The following is a 20,318-nucleotide window of genomic DNA, read 5'->3' on the forward strand; positions in this document are numbered from 1 at the left end:
TGCGCCGCCGCTGTCGGGCTTTGCTCTTGCACCTGAGCCGTATTCAACGGTATTTATCATAAGCTGTTGTATTGTTTTAGAAGTATTTTTTGAAATGATTCTTTTACCTTCCTTTTGAGGCTCAGCAGAAAGCTGTCCCTGTTCATCTACAAAGCCTTTTATAAGGGAAGGCTCAAAGCGTATTCCGTCATTACAGACAGTTTGTATGATTGAAGCTATTTGTAAAGGAGTTGCCAAAAGCTCTCCCTGTCCTATTGAAAAATTTGCAAGTGCAGCTTTGGCAGAAAGATTTTTTAAAGAGGGGAGATTTCCTGCTTTAGAAATTAACCCCTCGTAAAGAACAGTCTTATCTCCCAATCCAAAATCCATCGCGCTTTGTAATATTTTATCCTTTCCCAGTTCTAAGGCTAATTTTATAAAAAAAACATTACAGGAGTCTGAAAAAGCTGTGTCAAGAGATATGTTGCCGTGTCCCGTTGTCTTTTGACATGAAATAACGTTGTTTCCTACTGTTATACTGCCGTTGCAAAATAATTTGCTGTCCCAAAGTCCTCCGTTTTCTAAGTATACAGCAGTATCGATGATTTTAAAAGCAGAACCTACATTGAAAGCAGAAAAACAACGGTTTATAAATGCTCCTGAAAAGCTGTCAACCTGAGAAAGCTGTAAAGGGGAAAAGGCAGGACGGCTTGAAAGAGCAAGAATTTCTCCCGTTTTTGTATCTATAATTACAATAGCGCCGCTTTTAATATAAAGGTCTGCGGCTTCATCACATATTTGCTGAATTTTATTGTTTAAAGTTGTAACAACACCCTTTTTAATTTCCTCAAAGCTTCCCATTGTTTCGTATTCAATGCCTGAAATTGCCCTGCGGGCAGCATCTACATAAAAGCTTACGCAAAGCTGAGTGTTGGTTTTAAGAATGTTATCAAAAGCAAGCTCAAGTCCTGTCTGAGCAACGCCGTTTTCGTCAATGTAGCCGATAGTGTGTATAGCAGGGTATTTATCATAATAGCGCTTGTAGGCTTTAAAAAGATAAACTCCGTCAGTTTTTTCTATGTCCGAGGTAAGCTCAATGCAAAAGGGAGTTTCATATGATAGCTTTTGTATAATATCTTGTCTATTCTCTTGCGAAACGGCATTTAAAACAGCAGAGGAGTCTTTTATAAGCATAGGGTCAATTACAGCCTTTGTAACAGCTTTTACATTTGTTATAGGCTCAAGATTACGGTCATAAATTGTACCTCTGTTGTTTGTAACCGTTACTGTTTTTGTGCGACTTCCTATAAGAGCTGTTATTGCTTGTGAATATGTTTGGGAGCTTATAAAATACAGCTTTGATAAAAGAATTCCGAAAACAAATATTATTGTAAAAAATATTCCTACATATCTCTTTTTCATTTTTCTCACCAAAGAATATGTTTTGTTAAAAAGAAAAAGATATGCGCTTTATATGTATAGAAATTTTAAAACTGCAGATAATTTATATAAATAAATTATTTGAAAAGGAGATTATTATGTTTAAGCACGAAAAACAGTTATTTCATCCTGTAGGAATAGAGGCGCCTAATCCTCAGTATGCGGCATTACTTCAGGAACAGCTTGGCGGCGGAAACGGAGAGCTCAAAGCAGCGATGCAGTATATGTCTCAAAGCTTTCGTATTAAGGACCAGGTTATAAAGGATTTATTTTTGGATATTGCCGCCGAAGAATTAGGACATATGGAAATGGTAGCGCAGACAATAAATCTTCTAAACGGCCACGATGTAGACTATCAGGCAGTAGGAGCAGGAGAAATTCAAAGCCACGTTATTTTAGGCTTAAATCCGGGACTTATCAATGCCTCAGGTTATTCCTGGACGGGAGATTACGTTACAGTTACAGGCGATTTATGTGCAGATTTACTTTCGAATATTGCTTCAGAACAGCGTGCAAAGGTGGTTTATGAATATCTTTACCGCCAAATCAACGATAAAAAAGTAAGAGAAACTATAGACTTTTTATTAAATAGGGAAGAGGCACATAATGCACTTTTCCGTGAAGCCTTTAATAAAGTGCAGGATACAGGTTCAAACCAAGACTTTGGCATAACACAGGCATCAAAAATATACTTTGATTTGTCAGGTCCTTCTCCAAAAGGACAGTTTGGAGATACCAATGCCGCACCTCCGTCCTTTAATAATCCTAACGCTTAATTATGGATTCTATTTGGTCTAAAAGGGCAGATGTTCCGTCAAAGCCTACTCTTGATAAAAATATAAATACAAATGTGTTAATTATAGGCGCAGGTATGGCAGGCGTTTTATGCGCCTATAAGCTGCATAAAGCAGGAGTGCCTTATGCGGTAGTGGAACAAGATAAAATTTGCAGTAAGGTTACACAAAATACAACTGCAAAAATTACTGTAGGACACGGTTTTATATACGATAAGCTGATATATAATTTCGGTGAAAACAAGGCGAAAATGTACCTTGAAGCAAATCAATTTGCCCTGAAAGAATATATTGAGCTATGTAAAAAGCTACCGTGCGATTTTGAAGAAAAGGACTCTTTTGTCTATTCTCTTGATAATCCTCAAAAAATTGAAAAAGAGCTTAAGGCTCTTGAGAAATTAGGCTATGATGCTCAGTTTTGTAAAAGTCTTCCTTTACCTTTTTCAGTTGCAGGCGCAGTTAAATATTCAAAGCAGGCACAGTTTAACCCCTTAAAGTTTATAGCTTTTTTAGCAAAAGAATTAAATATATATGAAAATACCAAGGTTCTTGAATTAAGACCTGACGGCGCAGTTACAACAGGCGGTATTATAAAAGCAGATAAGATTATTGTAGCAACTCATTTTCCCTTTATAAATAAACACGGAAGCTATTTTTTGAAGCAGTATCAGCACCGTTCTTATGTTTTAGCATTAAAAAATGCTCCCGATTTGAACGGAATGTATGTAGACGAAAATAAAAAGGGAATGTCCTTTAGAAATTTTGAAGATTTATTATTAATAGGCGGTGGAAGCCACCGAACAGGAAAAAAAGGCGGGAATTGGCAGGAGCTGTCAGAGTTTGCAAAGTATTATTATCCGAAAGCTCAAGAGCTTTGCCGATGGGCAACACAGGACTGTATGACCCTTGACAGCGTTTCTTATATAGGACAGTATTCTAAAAATACACCCAATTTATATGTTGCCACAGGCTTTAATAAATGGGGAATGACATCTTCAATGGTAGGAGCTGAGCTGTTGAAGGATTTAGTTATGGGAAAAGAAAATCCTTACAAAGAGGTTTTCTCTCCTTCAAGAAGCATTTTACAGCCTCAGCTTGCTGTCAATGCCTTTGAAGCAATAACAAATTTACTGACTCCTTCTGCAAAACGCTGTCCCCATATGGGCTGTGCGTTAAAATGGAATAAGGCTGAACATTCGTGGGATTGCTCCTGCCACGGTTCCCGTTTCTCGAAAGAGGGAAAATTGTTGAATAACCCTGCCACAGATGACATAAGAAAAAGCACTGACAGCTAAATTCTGTCAGTGCTTAAATTTTTAAGATATATTATATACCCATTTTTTCAAGCAACATTTTTGCACAGTCAATCTGATTGGGAATGTTGCCGTTTTCATCGCGTACACGCCAGATATCAGGAGTAATTTCATCAGCAATATACATTTTGCCGTTCTCATCATAGCCGACTTCGATTTTGAAATCAATAAGAGTAAGGCCCATAGGAGCAAGCTCGTTTTTGAGAACCTCGCCGACACGAACAAGAATATCCAAAGCTTCGTCATATTGGCCCTCTTTAAGCATACCCTTCATAATGCAAAGACGCTCGCTGATAAGAGGATCGCCCTGAATGTCGTCCTTAAGAGTAACCTCAGTGTAAGGAGGATCAAAAACGATACCTTCTTCAAGAGTAAAACGACGGCACATACTGCCTGCAGTAAAATAACGAAGAACAAATTCAAGCTTGGGAACAGTAAGCTGACGAACCTGCATAAGACCCTGTTCAATATCTGCGCCTAAGTAGTGAGTAGGAATACCATTTTTCTCCATTAACTCAAAGAAATATTTTGAAATTGTAAGACCTATTTTTCCTTTACCGGAAACGCTTCCGCCAACGGTGTTGGAGCCGGGATCAAATACTCCGTTTTCTCCTGTTGCATCGTCTTTGAAAAATAAATTTACAATTCCTTTTTCTTCGTCTAAAAGAACGTTTTTTGTTTTACCTGTGTAAAGAGTTTTCATTTTTAATCTTCCTTTATTTTCAAATTTAAAAAGCATAAGAAAAAATACTATAATATTATATACGATTTTTAATCCGATTTCAATAGTTTTTTTTAGAATTGACTTAAAAAAATTCAAACAGGATATGTAAAGTATTTGTTCTTTACAAGGGCGTTTTTGTATTTTTCAATATAAAATTTAGCCATATTCAAATTTTGCTCCGAATAGTTTCCACATTCCTTAGGGGAGGCTCCGGGAATATCGCCTTCATAAGAGATGATAAAATCGCATAAATCAACAACTGTATCAAAAATATCTTGAGGAGTTAATTCTCCAAACATAACTAAATAGCAACCTGTTCTGCAGCCCATAGGACCAAAGTATACAATCTGTTCTTTTACAGCACTGTTTCTTAAATATGTAGCTGCCATATGTTCAATAGTATGTAATGCGGGCATATCGATAACGGGCTCTTTGTTGGGAGCTGTAATTCTCATATCAAAGGTTGTTATTGTGCAGTCGTTGTATTTGTCAACTCTTGAAACGTATAAGCCGGGCTGTAATTTAAAATGGTCAATTGTAAAGCTTGTTATTCTTTCCATATTTACCTCGCTTTTTAATTCCAATAATCAGTTTGGTGCGGTAAATCAATGTCCTTTGCTTTAAAGCTTATCTCTTTATTTTCTTTTCGCTTGCTTTCATAATCCTTTAAAGCACGTATAGCATATTTGCCAAGGTATATTATTATGGGTATATTGATAATTGTCATACCACCCATTGTAATATCTGCAATTCCCCAAAGTAAATCGGCACTGAGACCTGCGCCTATAAAAATAAGTAATGAAGCTATAATATAGCAAATATTTTTAAATTTTTTGGAAGGCTCTTTGCCAAGTAAATAGTTAATAGTTTTGTCAACATAAAAAAGATTGCCGAGTAAAGTAGTAAAAGCAAATAATATCATCGCTACAGTTATAAATATAGGGCCTGCTTTACCAAGAGTTGCGCTGAGTGCATTTTGCACATATGCTGCCGCCTGGTCACTGCTTGTAGGCGGAGTAATACCCGAAGTCATACACATAAACGCTGTTGCTGTGCATATAAGCAAGGTATCAATAAATACCGACAGCATCTGAACAAAGCCTTGCTTTGCGGGGTGAGAAATATCAGCAGAGGCCGATGCGTTAGGCGCAGAGCCGACACCAGCTTCGTTTGAATATAATCCACGCTTTATGCCAAGCATAATACAAGAACCGCTGAAGCCGCCGAATATGGCTTTAAAATCAAATGCGCCGATGAAAATCTGCTTGAAAATATCGGGCAATAGTTTTATGTTTATAATTGATATTACTAAAGCAACAACTATGTAAATTGCACCCATAATAGGCACTAAAAAGCTTGTAACGGATATTATTCGTTTGCCGCCGCCGATAAGACAATATCCGACAAGAACTGCAATTATAAATCCAATTATCCAAGGAGTAGAGGCTTTATTATAAAAGCTATAGGAGGAAAAGGTTGACTGTAAATTGTACGATGCCAACATATTAAAGCCAAAGCCATAGGTTAAAACTAAAAATATGGCAAATGTTATTGCAAGACCTTTTTTCTTTGTTGCCGCTTCAATATAATAGGCAGGACCGCCGTAGCAACCGTCTTTTCCGCGTTTTTTGTAGATTTGCGCCAATGTGCTTTCAACAAAAGCGGAGGACGCACCGATTATGGCAATAGCCCACATCCAGAAAACGCTTCCAAAACCACCTAAGCAGAGCGCTGTTGCAACACCGATAATATTACCTGTGCCAACACGGGATGCAGTGGATACCATTAACGCCTGAAAAGAGGAAACTCCGTTTTTGTCTGTCTTTTCTGTTACACATCTGAATTGCTCGCCTAAAAGCCTAAATTGAGCAAAGCGTGTACGAACAGTGAAATAAATACCGCACAGCACCAAAAGAATTATCAGCACATAACTGTAAAGTGCATCATTTGTTAAGCTAATTATTTTCTCAATCATTTTAATACTCCGAAATTTATTTTATTAAAACAGTATATCACAAATTATGGAATTTGAAAAGCCAAAAAATATAATATATACAATTAATTGAAAAAAGCAACGCCGTTTTAGCGTTGCCTTATATCTTTATTTAACAAAAGCTTTACCCATAACGCTTCCGCCGTCAACAAGCACGTCAACACCTGCCAAATAACCGTTTCTTTCGTCTGCAACACTTGCAATTGCAAAACCAAGCTCTTCAGGCTTGCCCATACGTTTTTCGGCGGTAGTTTTTAATAGTGAACCGCCTTCTTCTGCCTCAAGGTTTCCCATATCGGTAGCAATAAGTCCGGGACTGAGCGAACACACACGAATCCCCTTAGCACCAAGCTCAAAAGCAGATTTTGCCGCATACCAAATAACAAATTTTTTGGAAAGACCGTAAGCAAGACCAGATGCCTTATAGCCTTTTAGCTTATTGGGAAGAGAAAGAATTTTCTTTACAAATAGAGATTCGTTTTTATCTGCCAATGCAAATACCTTTTTATTTGCAAGAAAATTGGGGAGAATGTAAGCAGAATTGGAGGAAATATCAACAATAACGCTTCCTTCACTCATAAGCTTAGAAAATTCTTCGTTGACGTATACAGTACCAAGTGCATTTACTCGAATAAGCTTTTCAGGATCAGCCATTGCAGGAGAAAGACCTGCTGAATTGATAACATTCTTTATTTCGCCAAGGCTTGCCGCATATTCTGCCAGCGCTCTGACTTGTTCACGGATAGAAGTATCGCAGGTTTTGGCATATGCCTCATATCCCAATGCTTCCAATTCCTTTACCGCACCTTCAAGCTTTGACAGCGTTCTTCCGGTAACAACAATAATCTTGTCCTTAGGCATACATTTCGCAGCCGCAAGACCCATACCGCTGCCGCCACCTGTAATTACACATACACTTTTTGCCATAATAAGCTCCCTATTTTTATCTTTTATTTATTTTTTTAGTATACCACAGTAGCATATGTCTGTCAACGCATAGAGTATATCGATTTTCTTAGAAATTCAAGAATTTATGTCAATTTCTATATTTCCAGTATCAGTGGTAATTTCACATCTGCCTCCGGTAATTGAATTAGGAACTTTTATGCTGCCTGTGTCAGTATGTGTAATAAAAACCTTATCTGTAAGCAAGCTGCCAACAACATTACCTGTATCGGTTTCAACAAAAATTTCGGAGGCATCGCATTTTTCAAATTTTACATTTCCCGTACTTCTTTTAATTGAGAATTTTTCTGCGGCAATAACATTATTTAAAAATATTTTTCCGGTGCTTGCGTTTGATGTGAGATTTTTACACTTGATATCGGTCAAATCGGTTTTTCCGGTGGAAACCTTGATATTGACATTACCTTCGCACATTACATCGGAAAGAGTAATTCCACCCGTTGAAGCAGAAAGCTCAAGAGCACCTGCAGAAATATTTTCAATATGGATTTTTCCTGTGCTTGTTTTTATTTTAATAAGCTTTGAAGAGGAGGCAAAAAAACTAACATCACCTGTGCTTAAGGAAATATCAACATCCTCAAACTTAAAAGACTTCGGTATTTCAATATCTCCGGTGCTTTCTTTTATAAAGAGAGTAGTATATTCGGTTTTGGGAAGATTAACTTTTATCTTAGGCGTATCAAAATTTATACCGATATACTCATACCATTTTCTTGAATCAATAGCTTCAATTACAAGGGCATTATCTTTTACCGTAACTGAATGAGGGGCGTTTGTTTGCTCGTAACACTCAACTGAACATTTAGAGTCTCCTGAAATAACAAAGGTAATGTCAGCAGTGCCTGTTTTGAGTGATATACCGTTGAAATCTTCGGTTATTTCATAATTATTATTTTCGTATTTATTGGTTGACAATTTTGTAAAATCCCATTTAAGCACTGTCATCACACTTCCGAAAATTATACTTCCGACCAATACAAGAAAAGCGGCTGTAATAAGCCATATCTTTGTTTTACTCATTGTGTTTCCTCCCTGTTTATAAAACAGCTTTTAACACTAAAAATAAGCTTCTTTGTAAGTAACAAAATACCTTTTGTTGTAAATTTACATCCGTAGAACATAAAAATTGAAAGTCCTGTCAGGACAATTCCTGCACCAATTATAGCAATTCCTGTAAGCTTGTTATTTGCAAAAGCAAAGCCAGTTCCGATTATAAGACCACCGATAGCACAAGCAATAAACGAAACAAAAACTGCCCACAATGAAGCTATCACAGACCATAACGTAACATAAAGGGAAAGAATTACGGCAGCGGCGGCAATAAGAAGAGAAATCCATATCGGAGAGCCAAGCGCCAAAAGCACGATTTCCCACACTTTTAGTTTTCTTTTAGGTTTTATTTTTTCATTTTCAATTTTTGTAAAAGGAATATCTGCTATTAACTGTGCAACGATTTCATCAATAGAACCTATTGCTAAAACTGCATCCTCTTCCGAAAAGCCTTCTTCCATTCGGTCATCTATCATTTCACTGTAAAAATGCAAATGCCCCTCAATATCTTCTTGCGGTAAGCCTGACAACCCTTTGCCTAACTGCAAAAGAAACTCTTGTTTATTCATTAAGGTCATCCTCCTTTGTTACAAATCGGTATATAGACAGAATTTCTTGCCAATCAGCCTTGAAATCCTCAATACGCTTAAGTCCGTCATCGGTAATATGATAATATTTTCTCAGTCTGCCAGCGTGTTCAGTAGTGCGAACAGTCAGCATATTTGCAGTTTCTAAGCGTTTCAGAATGGTATATAAGGTCGATTCGGACAGCTCAATATAGGGTTTCATATCTTTAATAATTTTGTAGCCGTATGAAGCCTCATTCTTAATGGCAGCTAATACACATACATCTAATAGCCCTCGTTTTAACTGAATATCCATATCATACCTCCTATTATGTAATACATCGTATCACGAAGTATATGTTTTGTCAATAGATTTTAAAAAAATAAACAGCGGCAAGGAGAAAAAAACTCCCTGCCGCTATCTTTTAGGTGTAAATCAAGAAAATAATGTTCTTTGTATTTTTTGCTTTTTAATTACCGTGAAATTTATTGCTTTTTCGTGATTTCATTATCCACATTTCACAGTCTTTATGATGGTAATTTTGTTTACGAAAGTTTTTGTACTCAAAATGTACTCATGATATTATTCTATGCAAACTTTCAGTATACTTACTAATACCTTATAATTATCTATAGATGTGATTGATGCTTCCAAAAGGTCTTCTTTATCTACATTCCCCCAATTTAGATCATAATTCAATCTTTTTGCTAACAAACGAATAAATTCACGTATTGTACGTCCATTTCCTTCTCGAAAAGGATGAATTATATTCAGCTCTGCCATTACATAAGCCAAATTATCAAAGATTTTTTCTTCTTCTTTTTCGTTTAACATATTCTGCTCTTTTATTTTTAAAAAAACTTTATCTAATTCTCTGTTTATCAGATTTGGCGGATAGAACATAGTATCTGCCTTACTTATTTGCTCCTGTCTGATTTTTCCGGCAAACAAGTAAATATCCTCAAAAATAAACTTGTGAATATTCATAAGATGCGATTTAGAAAAATTACCTTTAATCGGATTTTTCAAAAGCTCCATTTGCTTAATCAAAGTAATTTCTTCTTCAGCGGTTTTGAGAAGCTTGTTATCTCTTATATTTAATTTGTTTTTTAATACATTTGTATCAGGATAACAGTAAATGGATTGCGTAGTGGTATAAACATCATATTTCGAAAACATTGTTACACCCTCTGCATATATTTAAGTTTCAATTCTTCAATCACATCTTTATAGCTCGCTTTGCCGCTATCAATTCTTTTAAGATTTTTTATACTGGCTTCACTAACAGTCATATTTTCTACACTAAAAGTTCCTTTTAAATTTTTTAAATTATTTTCAAAATTATTAGATGACATATATGTTTTGTTTCTCCAATTCGTATATTTCCCTGATTTAATTCTTGCATCGGCAGGTTTATCTGCATCTTTTGGCAGAAGCCACACTCCCGCTACCTTTTTTGCGCCAACTATTCTCCCTTCATTACATAGAACTGTAATTCTCCTTATAGAAATCCCCCATATAGAGCTTGCTTCTTTTATTGTTAGTATGTCCATTAAATCACCTCAATAAATATATTATATACCACAGTTGGAATATTGTCAAATATTTAATATACAATTCTTATCGTCAAAATTCTGAAAATGAGTAAAAAAGTGTTGCTTTTTAAACGTACTCAAAAAGAAACTCCAAAAGCCCTTATTTTTAAGGCCTTCGGAGTTTCTTTCGTGAGATTAGGTAAACCCTAATATTCTCAAAAAGGTAAATCCTTATATTCTTCTTTTATCAAATTTTTAGTATTTCTTCGATACAAAAGATAAAGCGTAAGCAACAAAATTAATGGAATAATTACAACGGCTAAGGTTACAAGCAACATTAATATATCGTTTGCGGCAGCAATACCGCATCTTGCTATTCCGCCTGAGGAGATATATGCGGATATATCTTTCCAAATTTTCCGTTTTTCATTATATATAGCACCGCCACTGCTATACCATATACCTCTTATTACACCTATTGCATAAAATGAAGATAATACAAAAAAGCTACCCAATAAAATATCTAATATGTGTGGCTTTCGGTTATAAGAAACAAGCCTTACCGCAAGATATACCAAAAATACCGCTATTAAGAGCTCAAAGCTTGACAAAAAATTAAACATATAAACAGAATAGCTGTTAATCATTCCGAGCTGACTAAAAGTAACATAACTCGAAATGAATAAAAAAGGGATAAAGCAAAGTAATAATAGCTTTTGCTGTTTAAATGCTTTAAATAAGCCAAATCCCACGCCTGAGGGGAGAAGAACTGAAAAGCATACAGGCATTATCATTAACGGCACAACAAGCAGTGAATTAATCAGATACCAGGAAAAAGGAACCCAAGAGACTGATGTCAATTTACCTAAATCAGAGAAATTTTGGAGAGTCGGCCTTTTCGGTATAAGGTTAGGAATAGTAAATAATTCGTCAGGCGGCATAAATGCTTTTAATAAATATATGATTATAAAAATCGAAACTGTAATAAACAACTGCAAAGAAAGCGCAAAAGTTATATAGCCTATAACCTTGAACGCCAAAGAATCAGAATTAACTTTTTTGAAAAGTGCCCAAAATCCCAAGGCAACAGAACAAACCAGCACACACCAGCCGATAAGCATGATAAGGCCTATAATCAAAATTGCATAGGCAAAGCCCGCCTCAAACCTTATTGTGAGATAATCGTTAAATATTGTATAAATCCAATCGGCAGAATAATTTGCCGAAGGGTAACCCGCAAAACCTATTATAATACCACCACCGCTATACATGAAAACAGGAATGGCACAAACTGCAATCGCGGCTCCCAGAAAGCTGTGCTTCTTTCTTGCAGCAATATATGTAATTGAAAATACGGGAGCCAAGCAATAAAGCCACATTGCAATTATCACTAACAGTTTTGCGTATGAGGGAATAAATATGATAGGCTCGTTTATAACCGATGCATTTATAAGTATGGAATTTAATATTCCATAACTGTCTCCGCTGAAAAGTATATTAAAAAAATTAGAGAGCATAGCACAAATACTTAAGAAAGAAAATGCTCCCATAACGCCAAGACCAAACGGCAACTTAAGCCTTGCTGTAAAAATGGCAGGCAAAACAGCAGTCAACACGAGCAAAACTGTGACACCGAAAACCATAACAACCGTATTTCCAAGGCACTTTTGGACTACTTCATTTTTGAAAACATTTAAATAATTTTCAAAGCCTACAAAGGTTGGTTTTCCCAACAGATTATACTCAGTAAAGCTGTAAAAAAGTTTTTCAATTAATTTATATAAGCCAAATGCTGCTATAATAAATACAGGTATCTGAAAAAATATTCCGAATGGTGAGTTTATCTTCTTGCTTTTAAAAACATCGTCCATATAAAAACCTCTCTAAATTAAACATCTGCTTTACTTATTTTACTATATCAAGCCACATATTTCAACAGCTTTATTTTATCTATTATTAAATATTTTTTATCTGTTATCTTTTTAAAGCAAAAAAGAAAGATTAATGATAAAAAACGATCTTATGTAGCACGAAATTAAGTGGTACACAAGGTCGTTATATTTCTTGTTTTCACAAAATTTTAAGAATGTAAAAATTTACCCTTTCGGACTGTTTTGAGGATATTCCACTTTACCCCATAACAATTGGTATTATCCCCACTCAAGATTTAATATTTTATCATAGGTTTTTTACCCTCTATTTTATCTATATATTATTACAATTCTTAGAAAAATCAACTCTAAAAAAGGGCTCTCAAAAATATTGGTACGAATTTGGTACGCAATGCAAATTACAAAACGAAGTTGAAAGGTCTGTATTGTTGGTGAATGGATATGTTTAAGTAAAAACTCGTGTAATAACAAAAACATAATCTTAACTATCACCTAAGAAAACGCTTATTTTATTGGCTTACAAATGGCTTTGTTGCAAGGCTTTGGGCGTAAAAAAAGACCTCAAAGGATTTTTACTCCTTCAAGGTCGTTTTTATTGCGAAAGCAACAAGGTTCTGGGGAACCCGCCCGCATTTTCAATGCGTAGGCGGGTCAGGTTCTTATATTTCAGTTTATTTTTATATTTGACTGTACCTTAAAACATATAACAACCTTGCATAACTATTGTAACACAAAATTATATTACTTGTTAAATAAAATTGTTTAGTAAAATCCCAATAAATATTATTTTGTATTGTGTATAATTAGAAAATTATTTATCAGCTTGATTTTCTTTTAACAACATTCGGAGAGAAGATAATGTGTTTTTTATCGTCTTCCACACTACCTTTATTGATCAGTTCAAACAGAAGTTTCATTCCTTCGCTTCCTTGAGTATATAGTATTTGCACCAAAATACCGCCGACAAGTAATCTATGGAAAGATAAAGGCGGCTATAGGAATAATGCTTAGAAAGTTATGTGAGTATAAGCAGGTGGAAATAATAGAAGCAGAAGCCTGCAAAGATCACATACATATGATGGTATCCATACCGTCAAAGTATAGTGTATCTCTAATAATGGGATATCTCAAAGGAAAAAGTAGTTTAATGATTTTTGAGAAGTATGCCAATATGAAGTATAAATATGGAATTAGACATTTTTGGTGTAGAGGGTACTATGTAGATACAGTAGGAAGAAATAAAAAAGCAATTGCAGAATACATACGAAATCAGTTGCAAGAGGATATATCCTACGACCAAATGTCATTGGTAGAGTATGTAGACCCGTTTACGGGTAAGCAGGTAAAAGAAGGTAAATAAAAAATGCCCCTTTAGGGGTAGCCGGTGAAAGTGTTGCGGTTGGCAAACCTTTTGACGAGCCTATAGGCTCGGCCGGTCTTATGCCCTAAGGGGACAGTGCATACTACCGGCACGGCCGGTAGTTATGATTTGCGGATGGAAGTTTATTTTTATTGTTCGTTTTCAAACTTTTCTCCGTTTTTCATCATTCTATTTCACTTGCGAAAGGTATAGATTTTGAAGCGCCTTGACGGCTTACTGTAATTGCTGATGCTTTTGAAGCAAATTCTATTGCTTTATCAATGGATAAGCCTTGGGAAAGCTTTGTTACAAAGGCTCCGATAAAGCAATCTCCTGCAGAGGTAGTGTCAACAGCTTTTACGGGGATTGCCGCGTGGAATTTAATTTCTTCGCCGTCGTTATAAACACAGCCCCGTTCACCTAAGGTTATGACGATATTTTTTACTCCCATTGAAAGAAGTTTTTTTATAGCTTTGACAGAGTTTTCCTCATTGTCGGGGTAAATTCCCGTTATTTCACGAGCTTCGTGTTCATTGGCTATAAGATAATCTATATTTGAAAGTAATGATGGGGACAGCTCTTTATAGGGTGCAGGGTTGAGCATTACCTTTGTGCCGTGAATTTTTGAAATTTCACAGACCTTTTCAACTGTTTCCATAGGGATTTCAAGCTGAAGAACACAAAATTCGCTCTCTGCTATTTTGTGCTCGTTTTGTTCTATAATTTCAGGTGTCAGCCTGTAATTTGCGCCGGCGTTCAAAATTATAAAATTATCGGAATTTACTATTGTTATCATAGCAATTCCTGTAGATTCATCATCAAGGCTTATACCTTCAAAGCAAACGTTATTTTTGTTAAGCTCATCAAGCAAAAATTTTCCGTTGGAATCGTTTCCTACTGCGCCTATAAAGGAAATGTTTCCTCCAAGCTTAGATATTGCCACCGCTTGATTTAGTCCCTTTCCGCCTGCGTTTATCTGAAAATCACTGCCTGTGAGAGTTTCGCCTAAAAGGGGCATTTTTTCTGAATGGATAACAAGGTCGGCATTTGCGCTTCCTATAACTGTGATTTTATTATTCATATATACTCTCCTATGTATAAAATTTCACTTTTAATCAATAGAGGATTAAAGTTAGCATTATTTTACTATTTAAAAGATAATTTGTCAATTGTATTTACTGTGAAAATTTGAAAACAAATCAATTAAGGAAACATATATGGTCTGATTACATAGAGAATGCAGAAGATATTCGGCAGACACCGAATATGCAGATTTATATAAACTGCGCAAAGAGAAAATAGAGAGCGTGTTTGCGGATGCAAAAGAAAAGCATGCTATGCAATACATTCCATACACAGGTCTTGCACAGGTAACAATGGGTAAGGCTTAAGTTTGCTACCATGAATTTAAAAAAGCCTGCAAAATGGAAATGGAAGGAGAATAATAACCCTTCCAAATTACTTGTTTTTATTGATTTTTTAACAAATACGAAGAAAAAACGATTTTTGCTTAATGCAAAGTCGACTTCTTCGACAGTATGAAACAAATATCCCCAAATCTCAAATGAGGTTTGGGGGGATTTGCTATCATAGGTTTAATAGCCGTAAAATTCACGGGCGAAGGCCTCAGAACGCTTATTTAGTTTTGAAAGCAGAGAAATGAGTTCTTCTGAGGGCTTATCATTCAGAGGATATTCCGACATCAGAACGCCTTGATTGTGACACAGGCGCATATAGTTGGGATAAAAATTGTCCAATAAAAATTTTGAAAACTTGACTAAACGGAAAGAACCGAAAGTAAACTCAGGCTGATAGTAGTTGTTAACACAGACAGAGTTTCCTTTGAGAATGGCATTGAGAATACTCTCGGTGGAATTGTCGGGAGCAAATACGAACATATAGCCGCCGCCGACAGATTTATATGGGTTTTCGGGAGAGGAGAGGTGTGAATCGCTGGAGCCTACAATGGGGATGTTTATTCCTTCTTCTCTCATTTCCTGCCAAAAAGCTACTGCGGCTTGCATATCATCATCTCTTAAATCGAGCGCATCGTGGACGCCGTCCCGCAGCAACTGCTTGGTACATGCAGGAGTCATAAAATACACCTGCTGCCAAATCCAAAACGGATGTGATAAAACGGAAATTCCGCCGAATTCATGCGCTTTGCGGGAAACCCATATACGCCATGCGTAATCCTCGGGGTCTACATCTGCAGGCAAGGAAAGAGTAGCTTGAATAGCGGCAACCTCTGCCTTGGCTTCTTCGGTATGATTGCGGAAATATTCGTTGACACTTTCACGACCGCCCATATGTACGCTGTGGATACGCTCGGTAGGAACGTGAACCTCTTCGCCAAATATCAAGGTCATATTTACAGGCGCATCCTTGAATACTCGCATAGCTTTTTCCGAAGCATAGGAGGTAAAGTGATCAGTTATTGCAAGAAAGTCGTAGCCTGAGCTGCGGTAGTTGCCTACAGTGTGTATCGCATCCACAAGACCGTCAGACTCAAAAGTGTGACAATGGGTTTCTCCCTTATAACAGCGCATACCGTAAAGGTCGGGCTTCAATGAATAGATTTCAAGGAAGGAAACGGCTGTTTCCTGATATTTTCTGCGGTGGTTATTGATTTCGTAATAGGGAGATTTCATATCCTCTTCGGGACGGGTAATCATAATGGAATGTCACTGTTCGCCGCAAAAGCAATGGGTAAAAACCAAATCTCCGTTTTCGTTGGGAGTACATTCGTATTTTATTGCAGGGAAAGCGTCATAGTGATAGCAAAATGTGTCACGTGCGCGTACATCTACGGTGTAGCTTAAGCCTTGCTGAAATGCCACATTTTCGCCTAACGGGTGAATAGTGACGGTGGTTTCTTGGTCGGCGCGGACAATGCTTGGATTTACCTTGTAATAGTAAATGTTTCTGTTCATAAAAATCATCTCTGTTTATAAAATATTTAAAAAGTTAATTGTCGTTTGATAATCTGATTGAGGATTTTCTTATCTTAATATATGTACCCACCTGTAAATGACGGGCAGGAGCATTAAAGTTTTGGATTCTGTCTATAAGTAAAATTACGGCACTTCTTCCAATTTCACTCATAGGCACATAGACAGTTGTTAAGGTTGGTGTCAGCCAATCGCATTTATGAATGTTATCAAAGCCTATTACTGAAAGCTCGTTCGGAATATTTATATTCAGTGAAGCGGCAATTTTATAAACCAAAGTCGCTGTTGAGTCGTTTGCACAAACACATATGGAGGGTCTGTTGTCAGAAGACAGGATCTTTTTTAGCTGAGAAACACATAGGGGTGTTTGTAAATCGTCATATTTTTCGGTGATATAAAAAGGATTGATTGGGGCGGTGGAATCTTTTACAGCCTCGCAAAAGCCACGATGTCTTTCGACAAAGCTGGTTGAATAATTCGGATCTCCAACAAAGGCAATATTTTTATGCCCTAAGCTTACAGCGTAATTGACAGCACTGTAACATCCGTAGAAATTGTCGGCCATAACAGTATCCAAGTCTTTTGAAGAGTAATAGCAACAATCTACGAGGACTGTGGGAAGCTTGCTTTCTTTGATTTTAATTATTTGCTCATATGAAACTCTTCCGATTATGATAATTCCGTTTGTGTTGTTGAAGTTGGTTATTATCTCGTCGCTGTCGATAAGGGATATCAAAAGAGAAATATTTTTTTGCTTTGCGCTGTTTTCTATTCCCGCTATTATTTTAGAATAATAGTTGGCATCTCCGAAATCGTACTTAGTCAATAAGACTGTGATTGAGGATATATTTGAAACAGTGCCGGAGAAATCTATCTGTTGTTGGCCCTTGTAGTTCATCTCATAGGCTGTTTGCTTAACGAGAAGTTTTACCTCTTCACTGACGCCGTATTTGTTTGATAAAGCTCGGGAAACCAAGGATTTGGAAATGTCTAACTTTTTCGCAATATCATCTAATGTAACCTTTTTCATAAAACTCTGCCTTTCTGTTTATTGAATTTGCTGAATTTTTAAAGCTGCTTTCCTTCGAGAAAACGGCAAGATTTTGCCGCTTTGTGTCTATAAAAATTCAAGTTAACAATATCTTGTGTTTCTATTATAACATATATAGAAAAATTTCGCAACTATTATTTTTTGATATTTTTAATTTTGTAAAAAGTAACAAAATATTAAAAAAATTATTGACAAATGTAACTGTTTATGATAATGTGTACATAGAGATTGTTGCAAAAACAATAAAATTTCGAAACTTTTTGCAACAAATAAAGCAAAAATACCAACTATTGGAAAACTAATTACAGAGGGGCCATATGAAAAGCTTAAAAGCAACGCTTTTAGACGGAGCGGCAAAAGCTCACAGAGAAGCTAACCGCAAGTATTTATTGAGTTTGGACACAGAAAGAATATTTGCAAATTTTTACATTCAGGCAGGGCTTAATTCAAACAGACACACTGTTCCCAAGCATTACGGCGGCTGGGAGGAAGCAGACACTCAGGTACACGGAAATATAGCGGGACATTATCTTTCTGCTTGCGCTATGTATGCTTATTATGATAACGACGTTGAGATGCTTGGAAGAGTAATCAAGGCCGTTGACATTCTAGAGATGTGTCAGAATGAAGGAGAGGACGGATGGGTAAGCAGTCTTCCCTCGGTTTATTTGGACAGAATTGCCAGAAACAAATGGGTTTGGGCGCCTATGTATAATTTACATAAAACCTCTATGGGTTTAGCGGATGCTTACCGTTTTTGCAAAATTGAAAAAGCGGCAAAGGTGCTTGGCAAATTAGCAGATTGGTTTGTTGTATGGACAGATAAGTTTTCTTATGAGAGAATGCAGGATATTCTTGACTGGGAAACAGGCGGTATGATGGAAGTCTGGGCTCAGATGTATGAGCTTACAAAAGAGGATAAATATAAGCTTCTTATGGAGCGCTTTGCTCATTACAGATTTTTCAATCCCATACTTGAGGGTAAGGACATTTTATCCTATACTCACGCTAATACAACAATCCCCGAAGCTCACGGCTTTGCAATGGCATATAAGGCAACAGGGGATGAAAAATATAAGGTTTTGGCTGAAAGATATCTTGAGCAGGGAGTTTTTGAAAGAGAATGCTACTGTACAGGCGGTCAGAATTCGGGTGAAGGCTGGCTCAAGACAATCAACTATGCTGACTTGGGAGACCAAAACCAAGAGCACTGCACAGTTTACAATATGATAAGACTTTGCGAATACATTATGGAATGGAACGAGGACGTAAGATATGCCGATTATATCGAAAGAGGTATAATTAACGGACTTATGGCTCAGCACAGAGTCAAAGACGGTATGAACGCATATTATCTCCCCTTGGGCGCAGGCAGAAAAAAGGATTGGTCAACTCCCTTTGACCATATGACCTGTTGCTTAGGTACAACTATGCAGGCAAATGCTTCTTATGAGGCAAGAATATTCTTTGAAAAAGAAAACGGTGTTGTTGTTTCTCAGTATATTCCCTCTGAGCTTGATTGGAAAAAGGACGGCAAGGATGTAAAAATTACAATGACATCCTCCGCAGTAGGAGAGCCTGAACAGCGCCCTGCAAAAGCACGTCATATCATTAAGGTTTCTGCAAATGAGAAAACATCATTTACTTTAACCTTGAGAGTTCCAATATGGAGCACAGAAACTACAATTTTTGTAAACGGCAAAGAAGTGTTGAAAGAGACAGCGCAAGATTGTAAGTGGTTTGAAATTCCGGGAGAATGGCAGGATGACACAGTGGAAATCCTCTTAAAACAAGAGCTTTCACTCAGCAAGCTTGGAAGTACAGATTATTATGCTGTTTTATACGGACCTACCGTTTTGGCAGGACTAACCGATAACGATAATATTTTAAGAGGCATCAATGAAAAAGAGCTGACAGACATTGTAAGAATCCGTTCAGCTCGCGACTGGAACGTAAGTATGTCTACCTGGGTGGCAAGCACTGACGGCAGTCCTATAATTATGAAGCCTATAAATGAAATAGACAGCGAAATTTATACGGTTTATTTTAAAAAATAATCGAGGAAGTATTTTTCAAAAGCGGTTTTGTAAACGAGAAAGAAATTAAAAAATCTCCGATAAGTAAATCGGCATTATACTTTTTGAACTTTTCTATACAGAAAAAGTGTATAGTTTGGTTAAATAAAAAACATTGTTCTAACGAACAAAATAAAAATTAGGAGGAAAAGGAAATGAAAAATCGCACTATCTCAAAGGCACTATCGCTCATATTGGGAACAGTAATGGTTTTGACTGCTATGTTATCTCTTTTTACAGTTAACATTACAGCGGCTTCTGCTGTTTCTGATGAAATGACCGGCACGGCACCTTCAGGAGCTGAATATATAAATGTAACAGCTGCCGACGGTTCAAGCTACAATACTTGGTATTGGACAGATGACATCAAAGCTGAAATGGGAATGAGCAGTATTACTACTCAAAAGGTTTACAAACCTACATCTGCCACTGAACCTATGATACTTACCTATGAAGCTAATGGCGCTTCCAAGGTTGTAGTAGGAAATATTGACCATTATGGCCGAAATGTTGCTCATCTTATTTATGGTTTGGGTTGGAAAACAGAATACTATCCCACAGAACCCGGTGTTATAGATGTAAACTCTCTTCTTTGGACAGGCGGAAACCTGACAGGAGAATCTTACAC

General features: G+C 36.6%; 20 protein-coding genes and 1 pseudogene. 6 read left to right on the top strand and 15 right to left on the bottom strand.

Annotated features, from left to right (window positions below):
• Positions 1 to 1,401: penicillin-binding protein 2 (locus tag E7480_07280; GenBank protein ID MBE6904394.1), on the bottom strand; the 1,401-nt coding region annotated here is incomplete at its 3' end.
• A gap of 116 nt (positions 1,402 to 1,517) precedes the next feature.
• Between E7480_07280 and E7480_07285 the strand changes: the two genes are divergently transcribed.
• Positions 1,518 to 2,195 carry a manganese catalase family protein gene (locus E7480_07285; GenBank protein ID MBE6904395.1) on the top strand — a complete coding sequence of 226 codons (678 nt, stop codon included), beginning with the start codon at positions 1,518 to 1,520 and terminating at the stop codon, positions 2,193 to 2,195.
• A 2-nt stretch (positions 2,196 to 2,197) separates the two neighbouring features.
• Positions 2,198 to 3,508 (top strand): FAD-dependent oxidoreductase, encoded by a 1,311-nt coding sequence (locus E7480_07290; protein MBE6904396.1) that lies wholly within the window; start codon positions 2,198 to 2,200, stop codon positions 3,506 to 3,508.
• Positions 3,509 to 3,539: 31 nt separating this feature from the next.
• Here E7480_07290 and E7480_07295 read toward each other — a convergent pair whose 3' ends face one another.
• The 10 genes and pseudogenes from E7480_07295 to E7480_07340 all read right to left on the bottom strand — a co-directional run bounded on the left by E7480_07295 (position 3,540) and on the right by E7480_07340 (position 12,232).
• Entirely contained in the window at positions 3,540 to 4,229 is a 690-nt protein-coding gene (locus E7480_07295) for a phosphoribosylaminoimidazolesuccinocarboxamide synthase (GenBank protein ID MBE6904397.1), read from the bottom strand.
• A gap of 113 nt (positions 4,230 to 4,342) precedes the next feature.
• On the bottom strand, positions 4,343 to 4,810 hold the full coding sequence (locus E7480_07300) for an S-ribosylhomocysteine lyase (protein ID MBE6904398.1): 468 nt from the start codon (positions 4,808 to 4,810) through the stop codon (positions 4,343 to 4,345).
• A gap of 14 nt (positions 4,811 to 4,824) precedes the next feature.
• Entirely contained in the window at positions 4,825 to 6,225 is a 1,401-nt protein-coding gene (locus E7480_07305) for an alanine:cation symporter family protein (GenBank protein MBE6904399.1), read from the bottom strand.
• Positions 6,226 to 6,351: 126 nt separating this feature from the next.
• A complete protein-coding gene (locus E7480_07310; GenBank protein MBE6904400.1) occupies positions 6,352 to 7,170 on the bottom strand; it encodes an SDR family NAD(P)-dependent oxidoreductase in 819 nt (272 codons plus the stop codon).
• Between the two features lie 96 nt (positions 7,171 to 7,266).
• On the bottom strand, positions 7,267 to 8,229 hold the full coding sequence (locus E7480_07315) for a DUF4097 domain-containing protein (GenBank protein ID MBE6904401.1): 963 nt from the start codon (positions 8,227 to 8,229) through the stop codon (positions 7,267 to 7,269).
• On the bottom strand, positions 8,226 to 8,837 hold the full coding sequence (locus tag E7480_07320; GenBank protein MBE6904402.1) for a DUF1700 domain-containing protein: 612 nt from the start codon (positions 8,835 to 8,837) through the stop codon (positions 8,226 to 8,228). The genes E7480_07315 and E7480_07320 overlap by 4 nt, the downstream gene beginning before the upstream one ends.
• Positions 8,821 to 9,141, bottom strand: coding sequence for a PadR family transcriptional regulator (locus E7480_07325; GenBank protein MBE6904403.1), 321 nt, complete (start codon positions 9,139 to 9,141; stop codon positions 8,821 to 8,823). Before E7480_07325 ends, E7480_07320 begins: the two co-directional genes overlap by 17 nt.
• A gap of 267 nt (positions 9,142 to 9,408) precedes the next feature.
• Positions 9,409 to 10,005: a cell filamentation protein Fic gene (locus E7480_07330; GenBank protein ID MBE6904404.1), complete on the bottom strand. Its 597-nt coding sequence runs from the start codon at positions 10,003 to 10,005 to the stop codon at positions 9,409 to 9,411.
• 200 nt (positions 10,006 to 10,205) lie between these two features.
• Positions 10,206 to 10,379 (bottom strand): annotated as a pseudogene (locus E7480_07335) (helix-turn-helix domain-containing protein).
• A 197-nt stretch (positions 10,380 to 10,576) separates the two neighbouring features.
• Complete coding sequence (locus E7480_07340) at positions 10,577 to 12,232, bottom strand: hypothetical protein (protein MBE6904405.1); 1,656 nt, start codon at positions 12,230 to 12,232, stop codon at positions 10,577 to 10,579.
• Between the two features lie 958 nt (positions 12,233 to 13,190).
• Here E7480_07340 and tnpA point away from each other — a divergent pair.
• Positions 13,191 to 13,613, top strand: coding sequence for an IS200/IS605 family transposase (tnpA, locus tag E7480_07345; GenBank protein ID MBE6904406.1), 423 nt, complete (start codon positions 13,191 to 13,193; stop codon positions 13,611 to 13,613).
• A 184-nt stretch (positions 13,614 to 13,797) separates the two neighbouring features.
• On the opposite strand, the gene rbsK is transcribed toward tnpA, so the two are convergent.
• Entirely contained in the window at positions 13,798 to 14,694 is an 897-nt protein-coding gene (gene rbsK, locus E7480_07350; GenBank protein MBE6904407.1) for a ribokinase, read from the bottom strand.
• A gap of 202 nt (positions 14,695 to 14,896) precedes the next feature.
• On the opposite strand from rbsK, the gene E7480_07355 reads away from it, so the two are divergent.
• Complete coding sequence (locus E7480_07355; protein ID MBE6904408.1) at positions 14,897 to 15,004, top strand: hypothetical protein; 108 nt, start codon at positions 14,897 to 14,899, stop codon at positions 15,002 to 15,004.
• Between the two features lie 204 nt (positions 15,005 to 15,208).
• Here the strand turns inward: E7480_07355 and E7480_07360 are convergent, their stop codons facing one another.
• Genes E7480_07360 through E7480_07370 form a run of 3 tightly spaced genes read right to left on the bottom strand, consistent with a single transcriptional unit; the run spans position 15,209 to position 17,594 of the window.
• Positions 15,209 to 16,288, bottom strand: coding sequence for a hypothetical protein (locus E7480_07360; protein MBE6904409.1), 1,080 nt, complete (start codon positions 16,286 to 16,288; stop codon positions 15,209 to 15,211).
• A 9-nt stretch (positions 16,289 to 16,297) separates the two neighbouring features.
• Complete coding sequence (locus tag E7480_07365; GenBank protein ID MBE6904410.1) at positions 16,298 to 16,546, bottom strand: hypothetical protein; 249 nt, start codon at positions 16,544 to 16,546, stop codon at positions 16,298 to 16,300.
• A 34-nt stretch (positions 16,547 to 16,580) separates the two neighbouring features.
• Positions 16,581 to 17,594 carry a LacI family transcriptional regulator gene (locus E7480_07370; GenBank protein ID MBE6904411.1) on the bottom strand — a complete coding sequence of 338 codons (1,014 nt, stop codon included), beginning with the start codon at positions 17,592 to 17,594 and terminating at the stop codon, positions 16,581 to 16,583.
• Between the two features lie 338 nt (positions 17,595 to 17,932).
• On the opposite strand from E7480_07370, the gene E7480_07375 reads away from it, so the two are divergent.
• Complete coding sequence (locus E7480_07375; GenBank protein ID MBE6904412.1) at positions 17,933 to 19,672, top strand: hypothetical protein; 1,740 nt, start codon at positions 17,933 to 17,935, stop codon at positions 19,670 to 19,672.
• Between the two features lie 173 nt (positions 19,673 to 19,845).
• Positions 19,846 to 20,318 (top strand): hypothetical protein (locus E7480_07380; GenBank protein MBE6904413.1); only part of this gene is annotated, 473 nt, incomplete at its 3' end.

Source organism: Oscillospiraceae bacterium (genome assembly GCA_015067255.1).
GTDB lineage: Bacteria > Bacillota > Clostridia > Oscillospirales > SIG519 > SIG519.